This is a genomic window from Cupriavidus sp. UGS-1, assembly GCF_021213615.1.
Lineage (GTDB): Bacteria > Pseudomonadota > Gammaproteobacteria > Burkholderiales > Burkholderiaceae > Cupriavidus.
On record NZ_JAJQJF010000010.1, the window covers coordinates 160,748 to 178,293 of the forward strand.

General features: G+C 69.6%; 13 protein-coding genes. 8 read left to right on the forward strand and 5 right to left on the reverse strand.

Annotated features, from left to right (window positions below; translation table 11 throughout):
- The first annotated feature begins 126 nt into the window (after window positions 1-126).
- From LRR16_RS15000 to LRR16_RS15015, 4 genes are all read left to right on the forward strand, one after another.
- Entirely contained in the window at window positions 127-1,125 is a 999-nt protein-coding gene (locus tag LRR16_RS15000) for an MDR family oxidoreductase (RefSeq protein ID WP_006579541.1), read from the forward strand.
- Between the two features lie 97 nt (window positions 1,126-1,222).
- A complete protein-coding gene (locus LRR16_RS15005) occupies window positions 1,223-3,079 on the forward strand; it encodes a M61 family metallopeptidase (RefSeq protein ID WP_232206361.1) in 1,857 nt (618 codons plus the stop codon).
- A gap of 57 nt (window positions 3,080-3,136) precedes the next feature.
- On the forward strand, window positions 3,137-5,647 hold the full coding sequence (locus LRR16_RS15010) for an FUSC family protein (RefSeq protein WP_232206362.1): 2,511 nt from the start codon (window positions 3,137-3,139) through the stop codon (window positions 5,645-5,647).
- Window positions 5,648-5,778: 131 nt separating this feature from the next.
- Window positions 5,779-6,048, forward strand: coding sequence for an acylphosphatase (locus tag LRR16_RS15015; protein WP_232206363.1), 270 nt, complete (start codon window positions 5,779-5,781; stop codon window positions 6,046-6,048).
- Window positions 6,049-6,151: 103 nt separating this feature from the next.
- On the opposite strand, the gene LRR16_RS15020 is transcribed toward LRR16_RS15015, so the two are convergent.
- From LRR16_RS15020 to LRR16_RS15040, 5 genes are all read right to left on the reverse strand, one after another.
- Complete coding sequence (locus LRR16_RS15020) at window positions 6,152-7,000, reverse strand: uracil-DNA glycosylase (RefSeq protein ID WP_232206364.1); 849 nt, start codon at window positions 6,998-7,000, stop codon at window positions 6,152-6,154.
- Window positions 7,000-7,695 (reverse strand): CYTH domain-containing protein, encoded by a 696-nt coding sequence (locus tag LRR16_RS15025; RefSeq protein ID WP_232206365.1) that lies wholly within the window; start codon window positions 7,693-7,695, stop codon window positions 7,000-7,002. The genes LRR16_RS15020 and LRR16_RS15025 overlap by 1 nt, the downstream gene beginning before the upstream one ends.
- 42 nt (window positions 7,696-7,737) lie before the next feature.
- The gene (trpC, locus tag LRR16_RS15030) at window positions 7,738-8,541 is read right to left on the reverse strand and encodes an indole-3-glycerol phosphate synthase TrpC (RefSeq protein WP_006577782.1); all 804 of its coding nucleotides are present in this window, start codon (window positions 8,539-8,541) and stop codon (window positions 7,738-7,740) included.
- Window positions 8,542-8,557: 16 nt separating this feature from the next.
- Window positions 8,558-9,586 (reverse strand): anthranilate phosphoribosyltransferase, encoded by a 1,029-nt coding sequence (gene trpD, locus LRR16_RS15035; RefSeq protein ID WP_006577781.1) that lies wholly within the window; start codon window positions 9,584-9,586, stop codon window positions 8,558-8,560.
- 95 nt (window positions 9,587-9,681) lie between these two features.
- Window positions 9,682-10,251, reverse strand: a complete 570-nt coding sequence (locus tag LRR16_RS15040) for an aminodeoxychorismate/anthranilate synthase component II (RefSeq protein ID WP_006577780.1) — start codon at window positions 10,249-10,251, stop codon at window positions 9,682-9,684.
- An 868-nt stretch (window positions 10,252-11,119) separates the two neighbouring features.
- Between LRR16_RS15040 and pgaA the strand changes: the two genes are divergently transcribed.
- Genes pgaA through pgaD form a run of 4 tightly spaced genes read left to right on the forward strand, consistent with a single transcriptional unit; the run spans window position 11,120 to window position 17,521 of the window.
- The gene (gene pgaA / locus LRR16_RS15045) at window positions 11,120-13,678 is read left to right on the forward strand and encodes a poly-beta-1,6 N-acetyl-D-glucosamine export porin PgaA (RefSeq protein WP_232206366.1); all 2,559 of its coding nucleotides are present in this window, start codon (window positions 11,120-11,122) and stop codon (window positions 13,676-13,678) included.
- A gap of 14 nt (window positions 13,679-13,692) precedes the next feature.
- On the forward strand, window positions 13,693-15,720 hold the full coding sequence (gene pgaB / locus LRR16_RS15050) for a poly-beta-1,6-N-acetyl-D-glucosamine N-deacetylase PgaB (protein WP_232206367.1): 2,028 nt from the start codon (window positions 13,693-13,695) through the stop codon (window positions 15,718-15,720).
- Window positions 15,717-17,048 carry a poly-beta-1,6-N-acetyl-D-glucosamine synthase gene (gene pgaC, locus LRR16_RS15055; RefSeq protein WP_023265234.1) on the forward strand — a complete coding sequence of 444 codons (1,332 nt, stop codon included), beginning with the start codon at window positions 15,717-15,719 and terminating at the stop codon, window positions 17,046-17,048. Before pgaB ends, pgaC begins: the two co-directional genes overlap by 4 nt.
- Window positions 17,048-17,521 (forward strand): poly-beta-1,6-N-acetyl-D-glucosamine biosynthesis protein PgaD, encoded by a 474-nt coding sequence (gene pgaD / locus LRR16_RS15060; protein WP_006579370.1) that lies wholly within the window; start codon window positions 17,048-17,050, stop codon window positions 17,519-17,521. Before pgaC ends, pgaD begins: the two co-directional genes overlap by 1 nt.
- The last annotated feature ends 25 nt before the right edge of the window (window positions 17,522-17,546 follow it).

Below are 17,546 nucleotides of genomic sequence, written 5' to 3' on the forward strand. Positions count from 1 at the left end.
CGGCAGGCCCGCGTGGCCCGGCGTGGCCCCCGGGCCTGCACGATCGCATAACGGAACTCACAACCGATCGCACAACAGAACACATCACGGATCGCATAACGGATCGCATCCCCAGGAGACACCACCATGACCTTCCGCGCGCTGTTGCTGACCCAGACCGACGGCGACAAGCCGTCGACCCGCGCCGAGATCGCGACGCTGCAGGACGACCAGTTGCCCGCCGACGGCGACGTGCTGGTCGAGATCGATTATTCGACGATCAACTTCAAGGACGGCCTGGCGATCACGGGCCGCAGTCCGGTCGTGCGCAAGTGGCCGATGGTGGCCGGCATCGATGGCGCCGGCACCGTGCTGGAGTCGTCGAACCCGCGCTGGCGTGCCGGCGACAAGGTGGTGCTGAACGGTTACGGCGTCGGCGAGACGCACTGGGGCTGCCTGGCGCAGCGGGCGCGCCTGAAGGGCGAATGGTTGGTGCGCCTGCCCGAGTCGCTGACGACGCGGCAGGCGATGGCGATCGGCACTGCCGGCTATACCGCGATGCTGTCGGTGCTGGCGTTGGAGGCGTCGGGCGTGCGGCCGGAGCAGGGCGAGGTGCTGGTGACCGGCGCCTCGGGCGGCGTCGGCACCGTGGCGATCGCGCTGCTCGGCAAGCTCGGCTATCGCGTCGTGGCCTCGACCGGCAAGACCGGCGAAGCGGACTTCCTGAAGGCGCTCGGCGCGGCCGACATCATCGATCGCGCCGAACTGTCGGCGCCGGGCAAGCCGCTGCAGAAGGAGCGCTGGGCCGCGGTGGTCGATGCGGTCGGTTCGCACACGCTGGTCAATGCCATCGCGCAGGTGCGCTACGGCGGCGTGGTGACGGCCTGCGGGCTGGCGCAAGGCATGGATCTTCCGGGTTCGGTGGCGCCGTTCATCCTGCGCGGCGTGACGCTGCACGGCATCGACAGCGTGATGGCGCCGATGGCGCGGCGCGAGCAGGCGTGGGCGCGGCTCGCGCAGGATCTCGAGCCCGACCGCCTGGCGGCGATCACACAGGAGATCGGCCTGGCCGACGCGATCGAAGCGGGCCAGCGCATCATCGCCGGCGGCATGCGCGGACGCGTGGTGGTCGACGTCAATCGCTGACCGCGAAGCCGGTGCCGCCGCCGGAGCCACGCCGAGGCGGCATCCATCCGGGAAGCAGCGCCCGGGCCCGCGTGCCCGTGACGCTACAATCGTGGCCATGAAGCCGATCCACTACGCCATTGCCCCGCTTCAGCCCGAAGCGCATCTGTTCGCGGTCACCGTCACGGTGGACGATCCCGACCCCGCCGGCCAACGTTTCTCGCTGCCGGCGTGGATCCCCGGCAGCTACATGATTCGCGAGTTCGCGCGGAACATCGTCAGGATTCGCGCCGATGCCGGCAATGGAGCAGACCGCCGTCCCGTTGCGCTGACCAAGCTCGACAAGCACAGCTGGCAGGCCGAGCCGATCGACCCCACGCACGGTCCGCTGACGCTGTCGTACGAGGTGTACGCGTGGGACCTGTCGGTGCGCGCGGCGCATCTGGATCGCACCCACGGCTTCTTCAACGGAACCTCGGTGTTCCTCTGCGTCGACGGCAAGGCCGACCGCCCCTGCACCGTCGACATCCATCCGCCCCAGGGCGAGGCCTATCGCAACTGGCGCGTGGCCACGGCGCTGCCGGAGGCGCCGGGCCGAGGCGGTGCCAAGCGCTACGGTTTCGGCCGCTATCGCGCCGCCGACTACGACGAGCTGATCGACCACCCGGTCGAGATGGGCGAGTTCGCGATGGGCACGTTCAAGGCCTGCGGCGCGCAGCACGACGTGGTGTTCACCGGCCGCGTGCCGCAGCTGGACATCGAGCGCGTCTGCCGCGACCTGAAGCGGATCTGCGAGGCGCAGATCCGGCTGTTCGAGCCGCGCAGCGAGCGCGCGCCGTTCCTCGACAGCAATCGCCGCTATGTCTTCATGACGATGGTCACCGGCGACGGCTATGGCGGCCTCGAACATCGCGCCAGCACCGCGCTGATGTGCGCGCGCGGCGATCTGCCGGTGCGAGGCAATCCGGAAAGCAGCGAGGGCTACCGCGGCTTCCTCGGCCTGTGCAGCCACGAGTATTTCCATACCTGGAACGTCAAGCGGATCAAGCCGGCGGCCTTCGTGCCGTACCGGCTGCAGGCCGAAACGCATACGCCGCTGCTGTGGCTGTTCGAGGGCTTCACCAGCTATTACGACGACCTGATGCTGGTGCGCAGCGGCTGCATCACCGAGCAGCAATACGTCGAGCTGCTGGCCAAGACCTGGAACGGCGTGCTGCGCGGCAGCGGCCGCACCAAGCAGAGCGTGGCCGACAGTTCGTTCGATGCCTGGACCAAGTACTACCGCCAGGACGAGAACGCGCCCAATGCGATCGTCAGCTACTACACCAAGGGCTCGCTGATCGGCCTGGCGCTGGACCTGACGATTCGCAGCCGCACCGACGGCCGCCGCTCGCTCGACGACGTGATGCGGATGCTGTGGCGGCGCTATGGCCGCGATTTCTACGCGCCCGGCGCGGTGCAGCGCGGCGTCACCGAGGACGAGGTCCATGCGCTGATCGACGAGGTCGCCGGCGTACGCGTGTCCCCGCAGCTGCGGGCCTGGACCGAGGGCACCGGCGAGCTGCCATTGCCGGCGCTGTTCAAGTCCTTCGGCATCCGGGCCGAACCGCGCAAGCCCACGCGCGCGGCGGCGCTCGGCATCAAGACCACCAGCGAGAACGGCTGGGTGCGCGTGACGCAGGTGCTCGACGGCGGCGCGGCGCAGGCGGCCGGCTGGTCGGCCGGCGATCTGCTGGCCGCGGTGGACGGGCTGCGCGTCACGCCCAACGGGGCCGGGCAGCTCGACAAGCTGCTGGCGCGCTATCGCGCCGGCGACAGCGTGCCTTGCCACCTGTTCCGCCGCGACGAACTGCACGTGCTGCCGGTGACCTTCGCGCCGGAGCCGGCCACCGAATATCGGCTCCAGCTGGAAGAAGGCGAAGATCGGCGCCGGCGCGGCCGCCATCCATTGCGCGCGCGCTGGCTGGGCCAGTAAGCTGGCGGCCCTGCCGTCCGCCGTAGCTCATCGCCGTAGCCCGCCCACCGCGCCCGCATGCAATACGCCCACGATCCCCGCACCTTCGTTTTCTCGCACTACGTCTATCGCGGCCTGCGCTCGGCGACCGGCGTCATCGGCGCGACGCTGATCGCGCTGCAGCTGGCGGACCTGCCGACCGCGATGGTGGTGTCGATGGGCGCGCTGTGCACCAGCCTGATGGATCTGCCCAGCCCGGTGAACCACAAGTTCAACGAGATGCTGGCCAGCGTGCTGCTGTGCACGGCGGTGACGCTGGTCGTCGCGCTGGTCACGCCATTCCCGCGCGTGCTGCCGGTCGTGCTGGTGCTGGTCACCTTCCTGGCCGGCATGATGACCGTCTACGGCAACAAGACGATGCCGTTGCAGTTCTCGACGCTGTTCGTGATGACGCTGACGTTGAGCGAGGACTTCGTCGTGCGGCGCGCAATCGAGCACGCGCTGCTGTTCGGCGCCGGCGCGGCGGCGTACATGGCCTACGCGATGGCGGTCAGCTGGCTGATGGAGCGGCGCACCAAGCAGCAGATCCTGGCCGAGTCGCTGTACGAGCTGGCCGCCTACCTCGAAATCAAGGCCGGCTTCTACGATGCCGGCAACGATTACGACGAGCAGTTCAACGCGCTGGTGCGCCAGCAGATCGTGGTCGCGGAGCGGCAGCAGGCGGCGCGCGACCTGGTGCTGCGCGGCAACCGCACGCCGCATGATGGGCTGCTGGTGCAGGTCCATCTGCGCATGCTGGACCTGTACGAATACATTCTGTCCACCAATACCGACTATCCGCTGCTGCGCCAGACCTTTGCCGGCACGCCGGTGCTCGACGCGCTGCGGCGGCTGATCCGGCTGATGTGCGAGGACGTCGAGGCGATCGCCTACGACGTGACGCGCGGCCGGCCCTCGTATGCCGAGGTCGATTACCGCGAGGCGCTGCGCGCGGTCGCCGACGAGATCGCGATGCTGCGGCACCACCATATCGACCCGGCCGCGATGACGGCGCTGGGCGAGACGCTCGACATGATCAAGGGCGCGATCGCGCTGGTCGAGCAGCTGCACGTGGCCTCGCGCACGCCGGTCGAGCCGCGCCAGGTGCTGCCCGGGCCCGACATGACGCCGTTCCTGACGCGCCAGCGCTACGAATGGCGCGTGCTGCGCGACAACCTGCACTGGCGCGCGCCGGTGTTCCGCTTCTCGCTGCGCGTCACGATGGCGGTGGCGGCGGGGCTGGTGGTGGCCGGCTATCTGCCGTACGCCTCGCACAGCTACTGGATCCTGTTGACCATCATCGTCATCCTGAAGCCGAACTTCAGCATGACCAAGCAGCGCTACAACGACCGCCTGATCGGCACGCTGATCGGCTGCATCATCGCGCTGGCGATCCTGCGCGTGGTGCACGAACCGCTGGTGCTGCTGGCGGTGCTGTTCGTCTCGCTGGTGGCCAGCGCGACCTTCGTCACGATCAAGTACCGCTACACCGCGATCGCGGCCTGCGTGCAGGTGCTGGTGCAGATCAACCTGCTGATGCCGGGCGCGACGGTGGTCGGCGAGCGGCTGGTCGATACGGTGATCGGCGGCGTGATCGCGTCGATCTTCAGCTTCGTGCTGCCGAGCTGGGAATATCGCGCGATTCCGGCACTGGTCGAGAACGTGCTGAACGCCAACCGGCGCTATATCGCCGCCACGCGCGACCTGCTGCTGGGTAAGACCGGGGACGACTTCGCCTATCGGGTCGAGCGCAAGCAGTTCATGGACAGCCTGTCGGCGCTGATCGGCTCGTTCCAGCGGATGCTCGACGAGCCCAGGAGCCGGCACCGCGCGGTCGACAACCTGAGCCGCTTCATCGTGCAGAACTATCTGGTGGCGGCCCATGTCGCGGCGGCGCGCATCCAGGTGCGCCAGCACGCCGACGAGCTCGACCTGCCGGCGGCGCGCGCCGCCGTGGAGGAAGCGACCGAGGCGGCGAGCCGCAGCCTGCGGCTCGCCAGCGAGCGGTTGGTCGAGGGCGACCGCGGCGAGGGCAGGGGCGCGGGCTTCATCCGCCGGCGGGCGGCGCCGGTAGAGCAGCCGGCCGCAGCCGTGGACAGTGAGAGCGCGCCGGCGGGCAACCGCGCCGAAAGTGCGGAGGCACCGAAGGCACCGGAAGCACAGGAAGCATCGGATCCGCATGCCGAGGCGATGCAGCAGAAGCAGGTGACGGAGATGGCGGGCGAAAACCAGGCCGCGCAAGCGAAGGAGACCGGGGATGCCACCGTGGCCGCCGAGTTGGCCGCCAACTCGGCCGCCGACTTGGCCGCCGACGCCGCGCTCGCCGAAGCCAGCGAACGCCGCGCCAGGCTGGCCGATTCGGCCGACCGCTGGCATACCGAAACGCTGGTACAGACTGCCGGCGCCCCGGAACCGGGCGGTACCGCCAGCTCGACCGGCCGCGCCGCCAACGCGGTGCTCGAGCGCCGGCTGCGCGCGCTGCGCGCCGACGCCGCCAAGATCGCGCTGCGCACCGGCGCGATCGGGCGCGCGATCCGGCAGCGCGCCTGAACGCCGGCCGTGCGTGCCCCGCAAGGCCGCCCCCTGCGCGCGGGGGTGGTCATGGCGCCGTCATCGCACTAGTCTAGGTTTGTACGGATCTACGGATGCAAGGGCGTAAGGACTCGCAAGGAGGGACGGCGATGGAAACCTGGCACATGGTGGCGCACGGCAAGGTGCAGGGGGTCGGCTATCGCGCGGCCTGCGAGGATCTGGCGATCCAGCTCGGCCTGGGCGGCTGGGTACGCAACCGCGACGATGGCACGGTCGAGGTGATGGCGTACGGGCCGCCGGAGCGGCTGGCGCAACTGCGCGAATGGATGGAGCAGGGCCCGCCGGCGGCGCAGGTGGAAAGGCTCGAGGTCGAGCCCGGCGAGGGCGAGTTCGAACTGTTCGAGTGGCGCTCGACGTAGGCGCTTGCTCGTCGTTCCCGCGCAGGCGGGAACCCAGCGGCTTTCACTATCACGCAAACGTCGCTGGGCCCCCGCGTTCGCGGGGGCGACGGTACGTCCGCGCCTAGTGCGCGCTCCAGTCGATCGGCTCGCGCTGGTGCGCGACCAGCCAGTTGTTGGCGAGGCGGAAATGCCCGCAGCCGAGAAAGCCGCGATGGGCCGACAGCGGCGACGGGTGCGGCGCCTCGAGGATGCAGTGCTCGCCCGCCAGCAGGTTTTTCTTGGCCTGCGCGTGGCTGCCCCACAGCAGGAACACCAGATGCGGGCGGCTGGCCGCCAGCGCCGCGATCAGGCAGTCGGTGACCGCCTCCCAGCCACGCCTGGCGTGGCTCGCGGCTTGTCCCTGTTCGACGGTCAGCACGGTATTGAGCAGCAGCACGCCCTGGCGCGCCCAGCCTTCCAGATTGCCCGAGGCCGTGGGCCGCGCCACCGCCGGGTCGCCGTATTCGGCGGCGATTTCCTTGAAGATATTGCGCAGGCTCGGCGGCACCCGCACGCCGTCCGGCACCGAGAAGGCCAGCCCATGCGCCTGCGGCACCTCGATGCCATCGACCACGCCGACGCCGTGATAGGGGTCCTGGCCGAGGATCACGATCTTGACCGCCTCGGGCGGCGTCAGATGCAGCGCGTGAAAGACGTCGCGCGGGAAGACCGGCTTGCCGGCGGCGCGCTCGCCGTCGACGAAGTCGGCGAGCCGCTGCCATGCGGGTGTGGCCAGGCATGGCGCCAGCAGCGCGCGCCAGGCGGGCGGCAGGGCGTCGGCCTGGGCCGCCAGCGGCGTCCACTGGGGCTGCGGCGCGCGGGCGGGTGCGGCGGGCGCAGCGGGCGCGGCGGCGGAGGGCGTCGCCACGTCGGCGAACAATTCGGCTTGCCCCGTTTCCGCCGCGGAGGATCGGCTCGGACGGCGGCCCATCAGGCGGCTCCCGCCGGCGAGCCGGCCTGCCTGGCCAGCGCATAACCGCGCGCGGCCTTGCTCTTGTCCGACGGCGCCAGCGCGGCCACCGCGCCGAGCCGCTCGCCCAGCGCGCGCAGCGTCGCCGCCGCGCAGGACGGATCGCCCGACAGCCATTCCAGTTCGAGTTCGTGGATGGTCTCGCGTGCCGACGTCAGCGTGCTGCCATCCTGCGCCACCGCGGCGATCACGCCGGCGTCCAGCGCCGCTTCGATCTCGGCTTCGGCCTGCGCTTGCCCTGGCGCCTGGTCGGCGGCGATCAGCGGACAGCGCAGCCGCCACGTCCGCCGCACGAAATCGGTGCGGAATACGGGCCGCAACCGGCCCAGCAGCGGCTCGAGCAGCGCGCGGGCCTCGTCGTCGAGCTTCGCCGGCTCCAGCGCTTCGCCGGCGACCTCGGTTTCCCATTCGTTGCGCGTGGCCAGCCCGGCCTCGCTGCGCCCCGCGGTCTTCAGCGTCTGCAGCCAGCCCTTGCCGTCGCGGCGCAGCCGCAGCGCGGCGCGCGCCTGCGCCAGCTCATGGGCCGGCGTGTCGAAATAGACGTTGAGCAGATGCGATTCGCCGACGGCCTGCGCGTTGGCGTCGAGCCAGGCCACCAGCGCGGCCGCGGCGGCGGCATCGGGCACGGCCAGTTTCAGTTCGATTTCCTGAGCCATCGGATCGGTCGGTGTGCGGAGGCGGGCGGCGGGCGGCCGATGTCAGGCGAACAGCCGGGCCAGTTCGGCGCCCGGGTCCTTGGCGCGCATGAACGCTTCGCCGACCAGGAAGGCGTGGACGTTGGCCTCGCGCATCCGCGCCACGTCGTCCGGTCCGAGGATGCCGGACTCGGTGACCACCAGCCGGTCCGCCGGCATCGCCGGCAGCAGGTCCAGCGTGTTCTGCAGCGAGACCTCGAAGGTGCGCAGATTGCGGTTGTTGACGCCGACCAGCGGCGTCTTCAGCCGCAGCGCCGCCTCCAGCTCGGCGCCGTCGTGGACCTCGACCAGCACGTCCATGCCGAGCTCGTGCGCGCAGGCCTCGAGTTCGGCCATCAGGCCGGGATCGAGCGCGGCGACGATCAGCAGGATCGCATCGGCGCCCCAGGTCCGGGCCTCGTAGACCTGGTACAGGTCCACCATGAAGTCCTTGCGCAGCGCCGGCAGCGGGCAGGCGCCGCGGGCCCGGCGCAGGTAGTCGGCATGGCCCTGGAAGAAGTGTTCGTCGGTCAGCACCGACAGGCAGGCCGCGCCATGGCCGGCGTAGCTCTCGGCGATCGCCTCGGGCACGAAATGCTCGCGCAGCACGCCCTTGGACGGCGACGCCTTCTTGATCTCCGCGATCACGCCGGCCTGGCCGCCATCGATCTTGGTGCGCAGCGCCGCGCCGAATCCGCGCGGCGCGAGGCCGGCCTCGCCGCGCAGGCTCTCGGCTTCGGCGCGCAGGCTGGGCAGGTCGCGGCGCTTGCGCGCGGCGCTGACTTCGTCGGCCTTGACGGCCAGGATCTTCTGCAGGATGTCGGACATGCTTGCTTGCCTCTGATTACTGGAACTGCCGCGTGGCCTGCACGAACTCGTCGAGCTTGGCGCGCGCCGCGCCGCTGGCGATCGCCTCGCGCGCGCGGGCGATGCCGTCCTCGATCGACGAGGCGACATTGGCCGCGTACAGCGCGGTGCCGGCGTTCAGCGACACGATCTCGCGCGGGGTGCCCGGCACGTTGGACAGCGCTTCGAGCAGCATCTCCTTCGATTCGGCGGCGTCGGCCACCTTCAGGCCGCGGTTCGAGATCATCGACAGGCCGAAGTCCTCCGGGTGGATCTCGTATTCGCGCACCTCGCCGTCCTTCAGTTCGCCCACCAGCGTGGCCGCGCCCAGCGACACCTCGTCCATGCCGTCCTTGCCGTAGACCACCAGCGCGTGACGGGCGCCCAGGCGCTGCATCACGCGCACCTGGATGCCGACCAGGTCGGGGTGGAACACGCCCATCAGGATATTGGGGGCGTCGGCCGGGTTGGTCAGCGGGCCCAGGATGTTGAAGATCGTGCGGACGCCCATTTCCTTGCGGATCGGCGCGACGTTCTTCATCGCGGGATGGTGGGTCGGCGCGAACATGAAGCCGATGCCGGTCTGCGCGATGCACTGGCCGACCTGCTCGGGCGTCAGCATGATGTTGACGCCGAGCGCCTCCAGCACATCGGCGCTGCCGGACCTGGAGCTGACGCCGCGGTTGCCGTGCTTGGCGATGCGCGCGCCGGCCGCGGCCGCGACGAACATCGATGCGGTCGAGATATTGAAGGTATGCGAGCCGTCGCCACCGGTGCCGACGATGTCGACGAAATGCTCGCGCTCGGACACCGTGACCTTGTTGGCGAATTCGCGCATCACCTGCGCCGCGGCGGTGATTTCGCCGATGGTCTCCTTCTTGACGCGCAGCCCGGTCAGGATCGCGGCGGCCATCACCGGCGAGATCTGCGCCTGCATGATCTGCCGCATCAGATGCAGCATCTCGTCGTGGAAGATCTCGCGGTGTTCGATGCAGCGCGTCAGCGCTTCCTGGGGCGTGATGGGCATGGCGGTCTCGCAGGCGTGGGGTTTGTTCGATCCGTTCGATGGGGCGCGTGAGGGGGCGGTAGCGAGGGCGGCGGCGAGCGGGGCATCGAGCCGTTTCATCGCGCCACCTTCAGGAAGTTCTCCAACAGCGTGTGTCCATGTTCGGACAGGATCGACTCGGGATGGAACTGCACGCCCTCGATCGCGAACTGCTTGTGCCGCACGCCCATGATCTCGCCGTCGGGCGTCCACGCGGTGACTTCCAGGCAGTCGGGCAGCGTCTCGCGCTCGATCGCCAGCGAATGATAGCGCGTCACGTCGAACGCCCTGGGCAGGCCGGCGAACACGCCCTGCTGCGTGGTCTCGATGCGGCTGACCTTGCCGTGCATCACCTGCTTGGCGCGGATCACCTTGCCGCCGAACGCCTCGCCGATCGCCTGATGGCCCAGGCATACGCCCAGGATCGGCAGCTTGCCGGCGAAGTGCTTGAGCACGGCCACCGAGATGCCGGCCTCGGCCGGGCTGCACGGTCCGGGCGAGATGCAGATGCGCTCGGGCGCCAGCGCCTCGATTTCCTCGATCGTGATCTCGTCGTTGCGGTGGGTCCGCACGTCGGCGCCGAGCTCGCCGAAGTACTGCACCAGGTTGTAGGTGAACGAGTCGTAGTTGTCGATCATCAGCAGCATGATTCACCCGGCTTGATGTTGGTGGAAACGGAAGGCGCGTGAAGCACGCGTGCGGCGGGCACGCGAAGCGGCAAGCGCGGCGGGCGCAGGCTGGCGCGCGGCGGTATTCGAAACGGTTGAAGCGGGGGAGGGGTTCGACGGCATCGGCAGATCTCCTGGGTATCTAGGAGCCGCCGCACCGGTGAGCTGTCGGACCGCACGTATGCCAACCGGAACGGCGGCAAGGTGCGAACAAGAACGCAACGACGTGCCGCTTCCTAGTGGAAGCGCCACCAACGGGACGAATGCGACGAAACGGTCGGAGCCCGGAAAGTCATCGTGGTTCTGCGTCAGACGATTGGATGATCGGGGTGATCAGGTCGATCGGGGTGTGTTCGGAGGTTACACGGAAAGCGACGCTTTGTGGGACACCGCGCATCCGGAACGAAGTCGCTACTTTAACTTGCCTCGCATGCCGGTGTCGAGCGCGAGCGCCGCCCGGCCGCGGGCCCGTCCCGCAATCCCCAACCAAGGGAGGGGGCTGCGGAAGCGGAATTTGGCGTGTTTTCTATCGTTCACAATCGATTTTCAGCTTCTTCACTACACTTTGCGAAGTTTTGCGGCTCCGCATCTTGCGCTTCTGCAGCGGTTGCGGTTGCACGACGCCATCCCCTCTGCGATGGCCATCCGGCGAGGTTCTTCGGTGCCCGCCGGATCCCGTAGGTCCTCCCCCGTCGATCTCCGCAGGCGGGACAGACCCGATCGGGTTCCGTGCCCTCGTGCCGCCCTTCCCTAGCCGATAACGGACTCGCGTGCGCGCCATCGATGCACGCCGCGGGCGCTTGACCATCACAGCGAGACAGGCTGCGGAGTCCCAATGGAGTCTTTGATGACGCGTCATTCGCGCTCTCCTGCCCGCGTTCCGGCCGATAGCCGCCGTCTGCGGGCGTTGCGGCGGCGTACCCCGGTGCAGCTGGCTGTCGGGCTGGCGGCGGCGATGTCGTGCCTGGCGGTGCCGGCCCATGCCGCACCGGCGCAGGCCGACCAGCCACCGGCGCAGGCGGACCGGCAATACGATGCGCTGATCCAGCGCGCCCGCGCCGGCGACTACGAACCGGCGCTGACCGCGCTGCGCGAGCGGCTGGCCCAGGCGCCGGCCGACCGCCGCGCCGCCTACGACCGCATGATCATCGCCGGCTGGGCCGGCCGCCCGGCCGAGGTTCTCGAGACGTATCGCGGCCTTGGCAGCGACGCCAGCCAGCTGCCCGCCGACGTGCTGGCCGCCGTCGCACGCGCCCAGCGTGACGAGCGCCAGTGGGATGCGTCGCTGGCGCACTATCGCGAAGGCCGGCAGCGTTTCCCGGCGCGCCAGGACTTTGCCCTGGGCGAAATCCTGGTGCTGGCCGACAGCGGCCGCACCGCCGACGCCGTCGCGGCGGGCAGGGCGCTGGTCGAGCGGCAGCCGTCCAGTCCCGATGCCCGCATTGCGCTGGCCTACGCGCATACCCGCGCCAACGATCCCTACGAGGCGCTGTTCGAGGCCGACCGTGCGCATGGCCTGGCGCCGCAGCGCAAGGACGTGGTGCGCGAATATGTGCGCGCGCTCGAGCATGCCGGTCTGCCGGAGGCCGCGCTGCGCGTCGCCGACGAACATCCCGGCCTGCTCGAGCGCGCCGACCGGCTCGAGCTGGAACTGGACGTGACCGCCGAACAGGTGCGGCTGGCCGACATGCCGAGCCGGACCGAGGCCGAGCGCTTCGCGATCGCCGACCGCGCGCTGGCCCGCTATGACCAGCTGCTGCCGCAATTGCGCGGCACCGGCCCGCGCGGCGAGGCGCAGTTGCGCCGCGCCCGCATCGACCGGCTCGCCGCGCTGCACGCGCGCGTGCGGATGCAGGACCTGGTCAACGAATACGAGGCCCTGCGGGCCGAGGGCGTCGAGGTCCCGGCCTTTGCGTTGTCCGACGTGGCCGCGGCCTATCTCTATCTGCGTCATCCCGAACAGGCCGAGACGCTGTACGCGCAGGCCATCCGCGAGGCCTATCCGCCGGGCGGCGACGCCGAGGCGCGGCTGGCAGCGCAGACGGGTCTGTACTACGCGCATGCCGAGGCCGAGAAGTTTCCGCCGGCCGGCGAGGTGGTGCAGCAGGCCAGCGCCGAGCAACCGCGCTGGCGGTGGCTGCGCGGCCAGCCGACGCGGCAGCCGAACGATCTGTGGCTCGATGCCGCCGAGGTCAGCGCGCGTTCGCGCCGTCAGGCCGACGACACTGTCGACGCGCAACAGCGGCTCGAGGATCTGGTCAGCCGTGCGCCGGGCAATTCGCGGCTGCGCGTGCTGCTGGCCGAGCTCTATCGGGCCCGCGGCTGGCCGCGCCAGGCCGAGGTCGAGCTGAAGCTGGCCGAAACGCTGGCGCCGCGCGCCGTGCCGCTCGAGGTGCAGCAGGGCCATGCCGCGCTGGACCTGCAGGAATGGCGCCAGGCCGAGATGCTGCGCAACGACACGATGGCGCGCTATCCAGAAGACCTGGCGGTCCGGCGCCTCGATCGCGACTGGCAGGTCCACAACAAGTCGGAACTGCGCATCGAAGGTTATCGGGGCCTCGCCAACGACAGCGCCGTGGTCGGCAACGGCAATTTCGGCATCGAGGCGGTGCTGTACAGCCCGCCGATTAACTACGACTGGCGCGCCTTCGGCGGCATCGGCTATGCGACCGGCCGCTTCCAGGAAGGCAGCGTCGACTACCGCTGGGCGCGCACCGGCGTGCAGTACCGCGTGCGCGACCTGACGCTGGAGGGCGAAGTCTCGGCGCACGACTATGGCGGCGGCAACGGTGGCCGTGCCGGCGGCCGGCTGTCGGCGCAATACGACATCGACGATCGCTGGCAGGTCGGCGCCTCGGGCGCGCTGCGCTCGACCGGCACGCCGCTGCGCGCGCTCAAGCAGGGCATCTACGCCGATACGTTGGCCGCGTTCGCGCGCTACCGCGCCAGCGAGCGCAGCGAGTGGATGTTCACGGTGGCGCCGTCGCGCTTCAGCGACGGCAACGATCGCCTCGAGGGCGGCGTCGCCGGCGTGCAGCGCTTCTATACCGCGCCGCACCTGAAGGGCGATCTGCTGGTCGACATCTGGGCCTCGCGCAACACGCGCCGGGACACGCCGTACTACAACCCGCGTTCGGACCTGACCCTGCTGCCGTCGGTGCGGCTGACCCACACGCTGCATCGCCGCTACGAGACCGTCTGGGAACAGCAGTTCCTGGCCGGCGCGGGCGCCTATGCGCAGCGCGGCTACGGCACCGGCGCCATCATGATGATCGGCTATGGCCAGCGCTTCCGCACCAACGACGTGTTCGACGTCGGCGCCACGATCACCGGCACCAGCCGTCCGTACGACGGCCAGCGCGAGCGCGAACTGCGCATCGTGTTCGACCTGACCTACCGATTCTGAACGGGATGCATGCCATGGACGCAACCTTGATGCGCCCCTATCGCGCTTTTCTGATGCTGTTGCTGGCGGTGGCCACGTTGCTGCTGGCCGCCTGCGCCAAGGACATTCCGGTGTTCACGCCGCCGGCCGACCGGCCTGTCGCGAAGGCCGAGCAGCCGTGGCCGCGCAACCATGTCGCGGTGCTCGCGTACCACGACGTGGAGGACCGCGACCCGGACCAGGCCTATCTGAGCGTACGCACCGACCATCTGATCGGGCAGCTGGCCTGGCTGCGCGAGAACGGCTACCGGCCGGTCACGGTCGACCAGATCCTGGCCGCCCGCAACGGCGGCCCGGCGCTGCCCGACCGCGCGGTGCTGCTGACCTTCGACGACGGCTACCGCAGCTTCTATACGCGCGTGCTGCCGATCCTGAAGGCCTATCGCTGGCCCGCCGTGCTGGCGCCGGTCGGCGTGTGGCTCGATACGCCGGAGAACAAGCCGGTCGATTTCGGCGGCACGCCGACCGAGCGCGACCGCATGCTGACCTGGCAGCAGGTGCGCGAGATCGCCGCCTCGGGTCTGGTCGAGATCGGCGCCCATACCGACGCCCACCACTACGGCGTGCTGGCCAACCCGCAGGGCAACACGCAGCCGGTGGCCGCGGTGCATGCCTACGACAGCAAGACCGGCACCTACGAGAGCGACGCCGCCTATGAAAGGCGCGTGCGCGACGACGTGCAGCGGATCACCGACAAGGTCCGGCGCATCACCGGCAAGCCGGTGCGCGTGTGGATCTGGCCGTATGGCGCCGAGAGCGGCACGGCGCTGCGCATCATCGGCGAGAACGGCTACCAGATGGCGCTGACGCTGGAAGACGGCCTGGCGACCGTGGACAAGATGATGTCCGGCGCGCGCCTGCTGATCGGCGACGACCCCGGCCTGCGCGGCTTTGCGCAGTCGGTGGTCGAGATGGAGCAGCAGCAGAACATGCGCGTTGCCCACGTCGATCTGGACTATGTCTACGATGCCGATCCGGCCCAGGTCGACCGCAATCTGGACAAGCTGGTGCAGCGGATCTACGACCTGAAGATCGACACGGTCTTCCTGCAGGCCTTTGCCGATCCGGACGCCAGCGGCCTGGTCAAGTCGGTGTATTTCCCGAACCGCGTGCTGCCGGTGCGCGCCGACCTGTTCAACCGAGTCGCCTGGCAGCTGCAGAACCGCACCGACGTCAAGCTCTATGCGTGGATGCCGGTGCTGGCGCTGGACCTGGACAAGTCGATCGCCCGCGTGTCGCGCTGGGATCCGAAGACCGGCGGCATTGACGTCGATCCGAAGCAGTACCGCCGGCTGTCGCCGTTCGATCCGGTCGCCCGCCAGCGCATCGGCGAGCTGTACGAAGACCTGGCGCGCCATGCGGTGTTCGACGGCATCCTGTTCCACGACGACGCCGTGATGAGCGACTTCGAGGATGCCAGCGCGCCGGCGCTGGCGGCCTATCGCAAGGCCGGGCTGCCCGACTCGATCGAGGCGCTGCGCGCCAATCCGGAGACGATGCAGCGCTGGACGCGGTTCAAGAGCCGTGCGCTGGTCGACTTCACGCACGAGCTGACCGCCAAGGTCCGCGCCATTCGCGGCCCGGCGATCAAGACCGCGCGCAACATCTTCGCCGCGCCGATCCTGCAGCCGGAGAGCGAGGCGTGGTTCGCGCAGAACCTGGACGACTTCCTCGTCGCCTACGACTGGACCGCGCCGATGGCCATGCCATACATGGAGCAGGTGCCGGCCGGCAAGGAAAACGCGTGGCTGGACTCGCTGATCGACACCGTGGCCAAGCGCCCGGGCGCGCTGCGCCGCACGGTGTTCGAGCTGCAGAGCCGCGACTGGCGCAAGGCCGATGCGCCGCCGGTCGACAGCGCCGTGCTGGCGGGCTGGATGCAGCGCCTGCAGCGCCGCGGCGCGCGCAACTTCGGCTACTACCCGGACGACTTCCATAACAACCAGCCTCGGCTCGACGTGATCCGGCCGGCGCTGTCCAACGCCTGGTATCCCGCGCCATGATCGAACGTCTATTTGCCCTGATCGTCCTGTGCATCGCGCTCGGCCTGCCGATCGGCATGGCCGTGCTGGCGACCGGCGACCTGCTGCTTGCCTTCGTGTTCTTCTATCCGCTGTTCATGTCCGGACTGTGGATGGCCGGTGGCATCTATTACTGGTGGCACTGGGAACGCAAGTGGTCCTGGGACGAAGACCGCCAGCCGCCCAAGGTGGCCGGCGAGCCCTTCATCTCGATCCTGGTGCCGTGCTTCAACGAGGAGAAGAACGGCGAGGAAACGCTGCGGGCCGCGCTGGCGCAGCGCTATCCGAACTTCGAGGTGATCGCCATCAACGATGGCTCGCGCGACGGCACCGGCGCGCTGCTCGATGCGATGGCGGCCAGGCACGAGCGGCTGCGCGTCGTCCACCTGGCCCAGAACCAGGGCAAGGCGATGGCGCTGCGCATGGGCGCGCTGGCCGCGCGCGGCGAGTATCTGGTCTGCATCGACGGCGACGCGGTGCTCGACCCCGATGCGGCCGCCTACCTGGTCGCGCCGATGGTCGACAACCCGCGCGTCGGCGCGGTGACCGGCAACCCGCGCATCCGCACCCGCTCGACGCTGATCGGCCGCATCCAGGTCGGCGAGTTCTCGTCGATCATCGGGCTGATCAAGCGCACGCAGCGCGTCTACGGCCAGGTGTTCACGGTGTCCGGCGTGGTCGCGGCCTTTCGCCGCCGCGCGCTCGATCGCGCCGGCTACTGGAGCCTGGACATGATCACCGAGGACATCGACATCAGCTGGAAGCTGCAGCGCGACCACTGGTCGATCTTCTACGAACCGCGCGCGCTGTGCTGGATCCTGATGCCCGAGACGCTGCGCGGCCTGTGGAAGCAGCGCCTGCGTTGGGCGCAGGGCGGCGCCGAGGTGTTCCTGAAGAACGTGCGCTCGATCTGGATCTGGCGCCATCGCCGGCTGTGGCCGCTGATGGCCGAGTACTGCCTGTCGGCCGGCTGGGCCTTCATCTTCGCGATGTCGATCATCCTGTGGGCGCTCGGCCATTTCGTCGACCTGCCCGACAACGTCCGCATCGAGAAGCTGGTGCCGCCGGGCTTTACCGGCATGGTGCTCGCGGTGGTGTGCGTGCTGCAGTTCGCGATCAGCGTGGCGATCGACCGCCGCTACGAGCCCAAGCTGGGCCGCTCGATGTACTGGACGATCTGGTATCCGCTGGCCTTCTGGATGATCGGCATGCTGACCACGCTGATGGCCTTCCCCAAAGTCATGCTCAAGACCCGGCGCCGCGCCCGTTGGACCAGCCCGGATCGCGGCATCAAATCGATGAGGTCGTGATGAATCCCGATGACATGATCGTTCGCACCAGGCGCACGCGGCTGGGCTGGCTGATCGACGCGCTGCTGACCGCGCTGGCCTGGATCGGCTTCGGCTACCTGTGCGTGACCGGTTTGCAGGCGGTGCTGCGGCACGCCAATGCCGGCCCCGACGTGCCGTTCTGGTCGGCGCTGCTGCCGACCGCCGGCACGCTGTCGATCTACGTGGTGGTGGGGCTGTTCAACGGCGTGGTGCTGCTGAGCTGGGCGCTGTATAACCAGTACCGCTTCTCCGGCCTCGATCGGCGCAAGCCGATCCCGGCGCTGCGCGACGATGAACTGGCGCGCAGCTTCCATGTGTCCGGCCAGCAGTTGCGCGCGCTGCAGCGAGCCAAGGTCGCGGTGGTCGACCATGAGGGCGACGGCACGATCGCTGACGTGCATCTGCCGCACGCGGTGCAAGCGCCGGCCCGGGAAACTGCTGCGGTGAAGTAACGCTGGTCGTTCCCGCGCAGGCGGG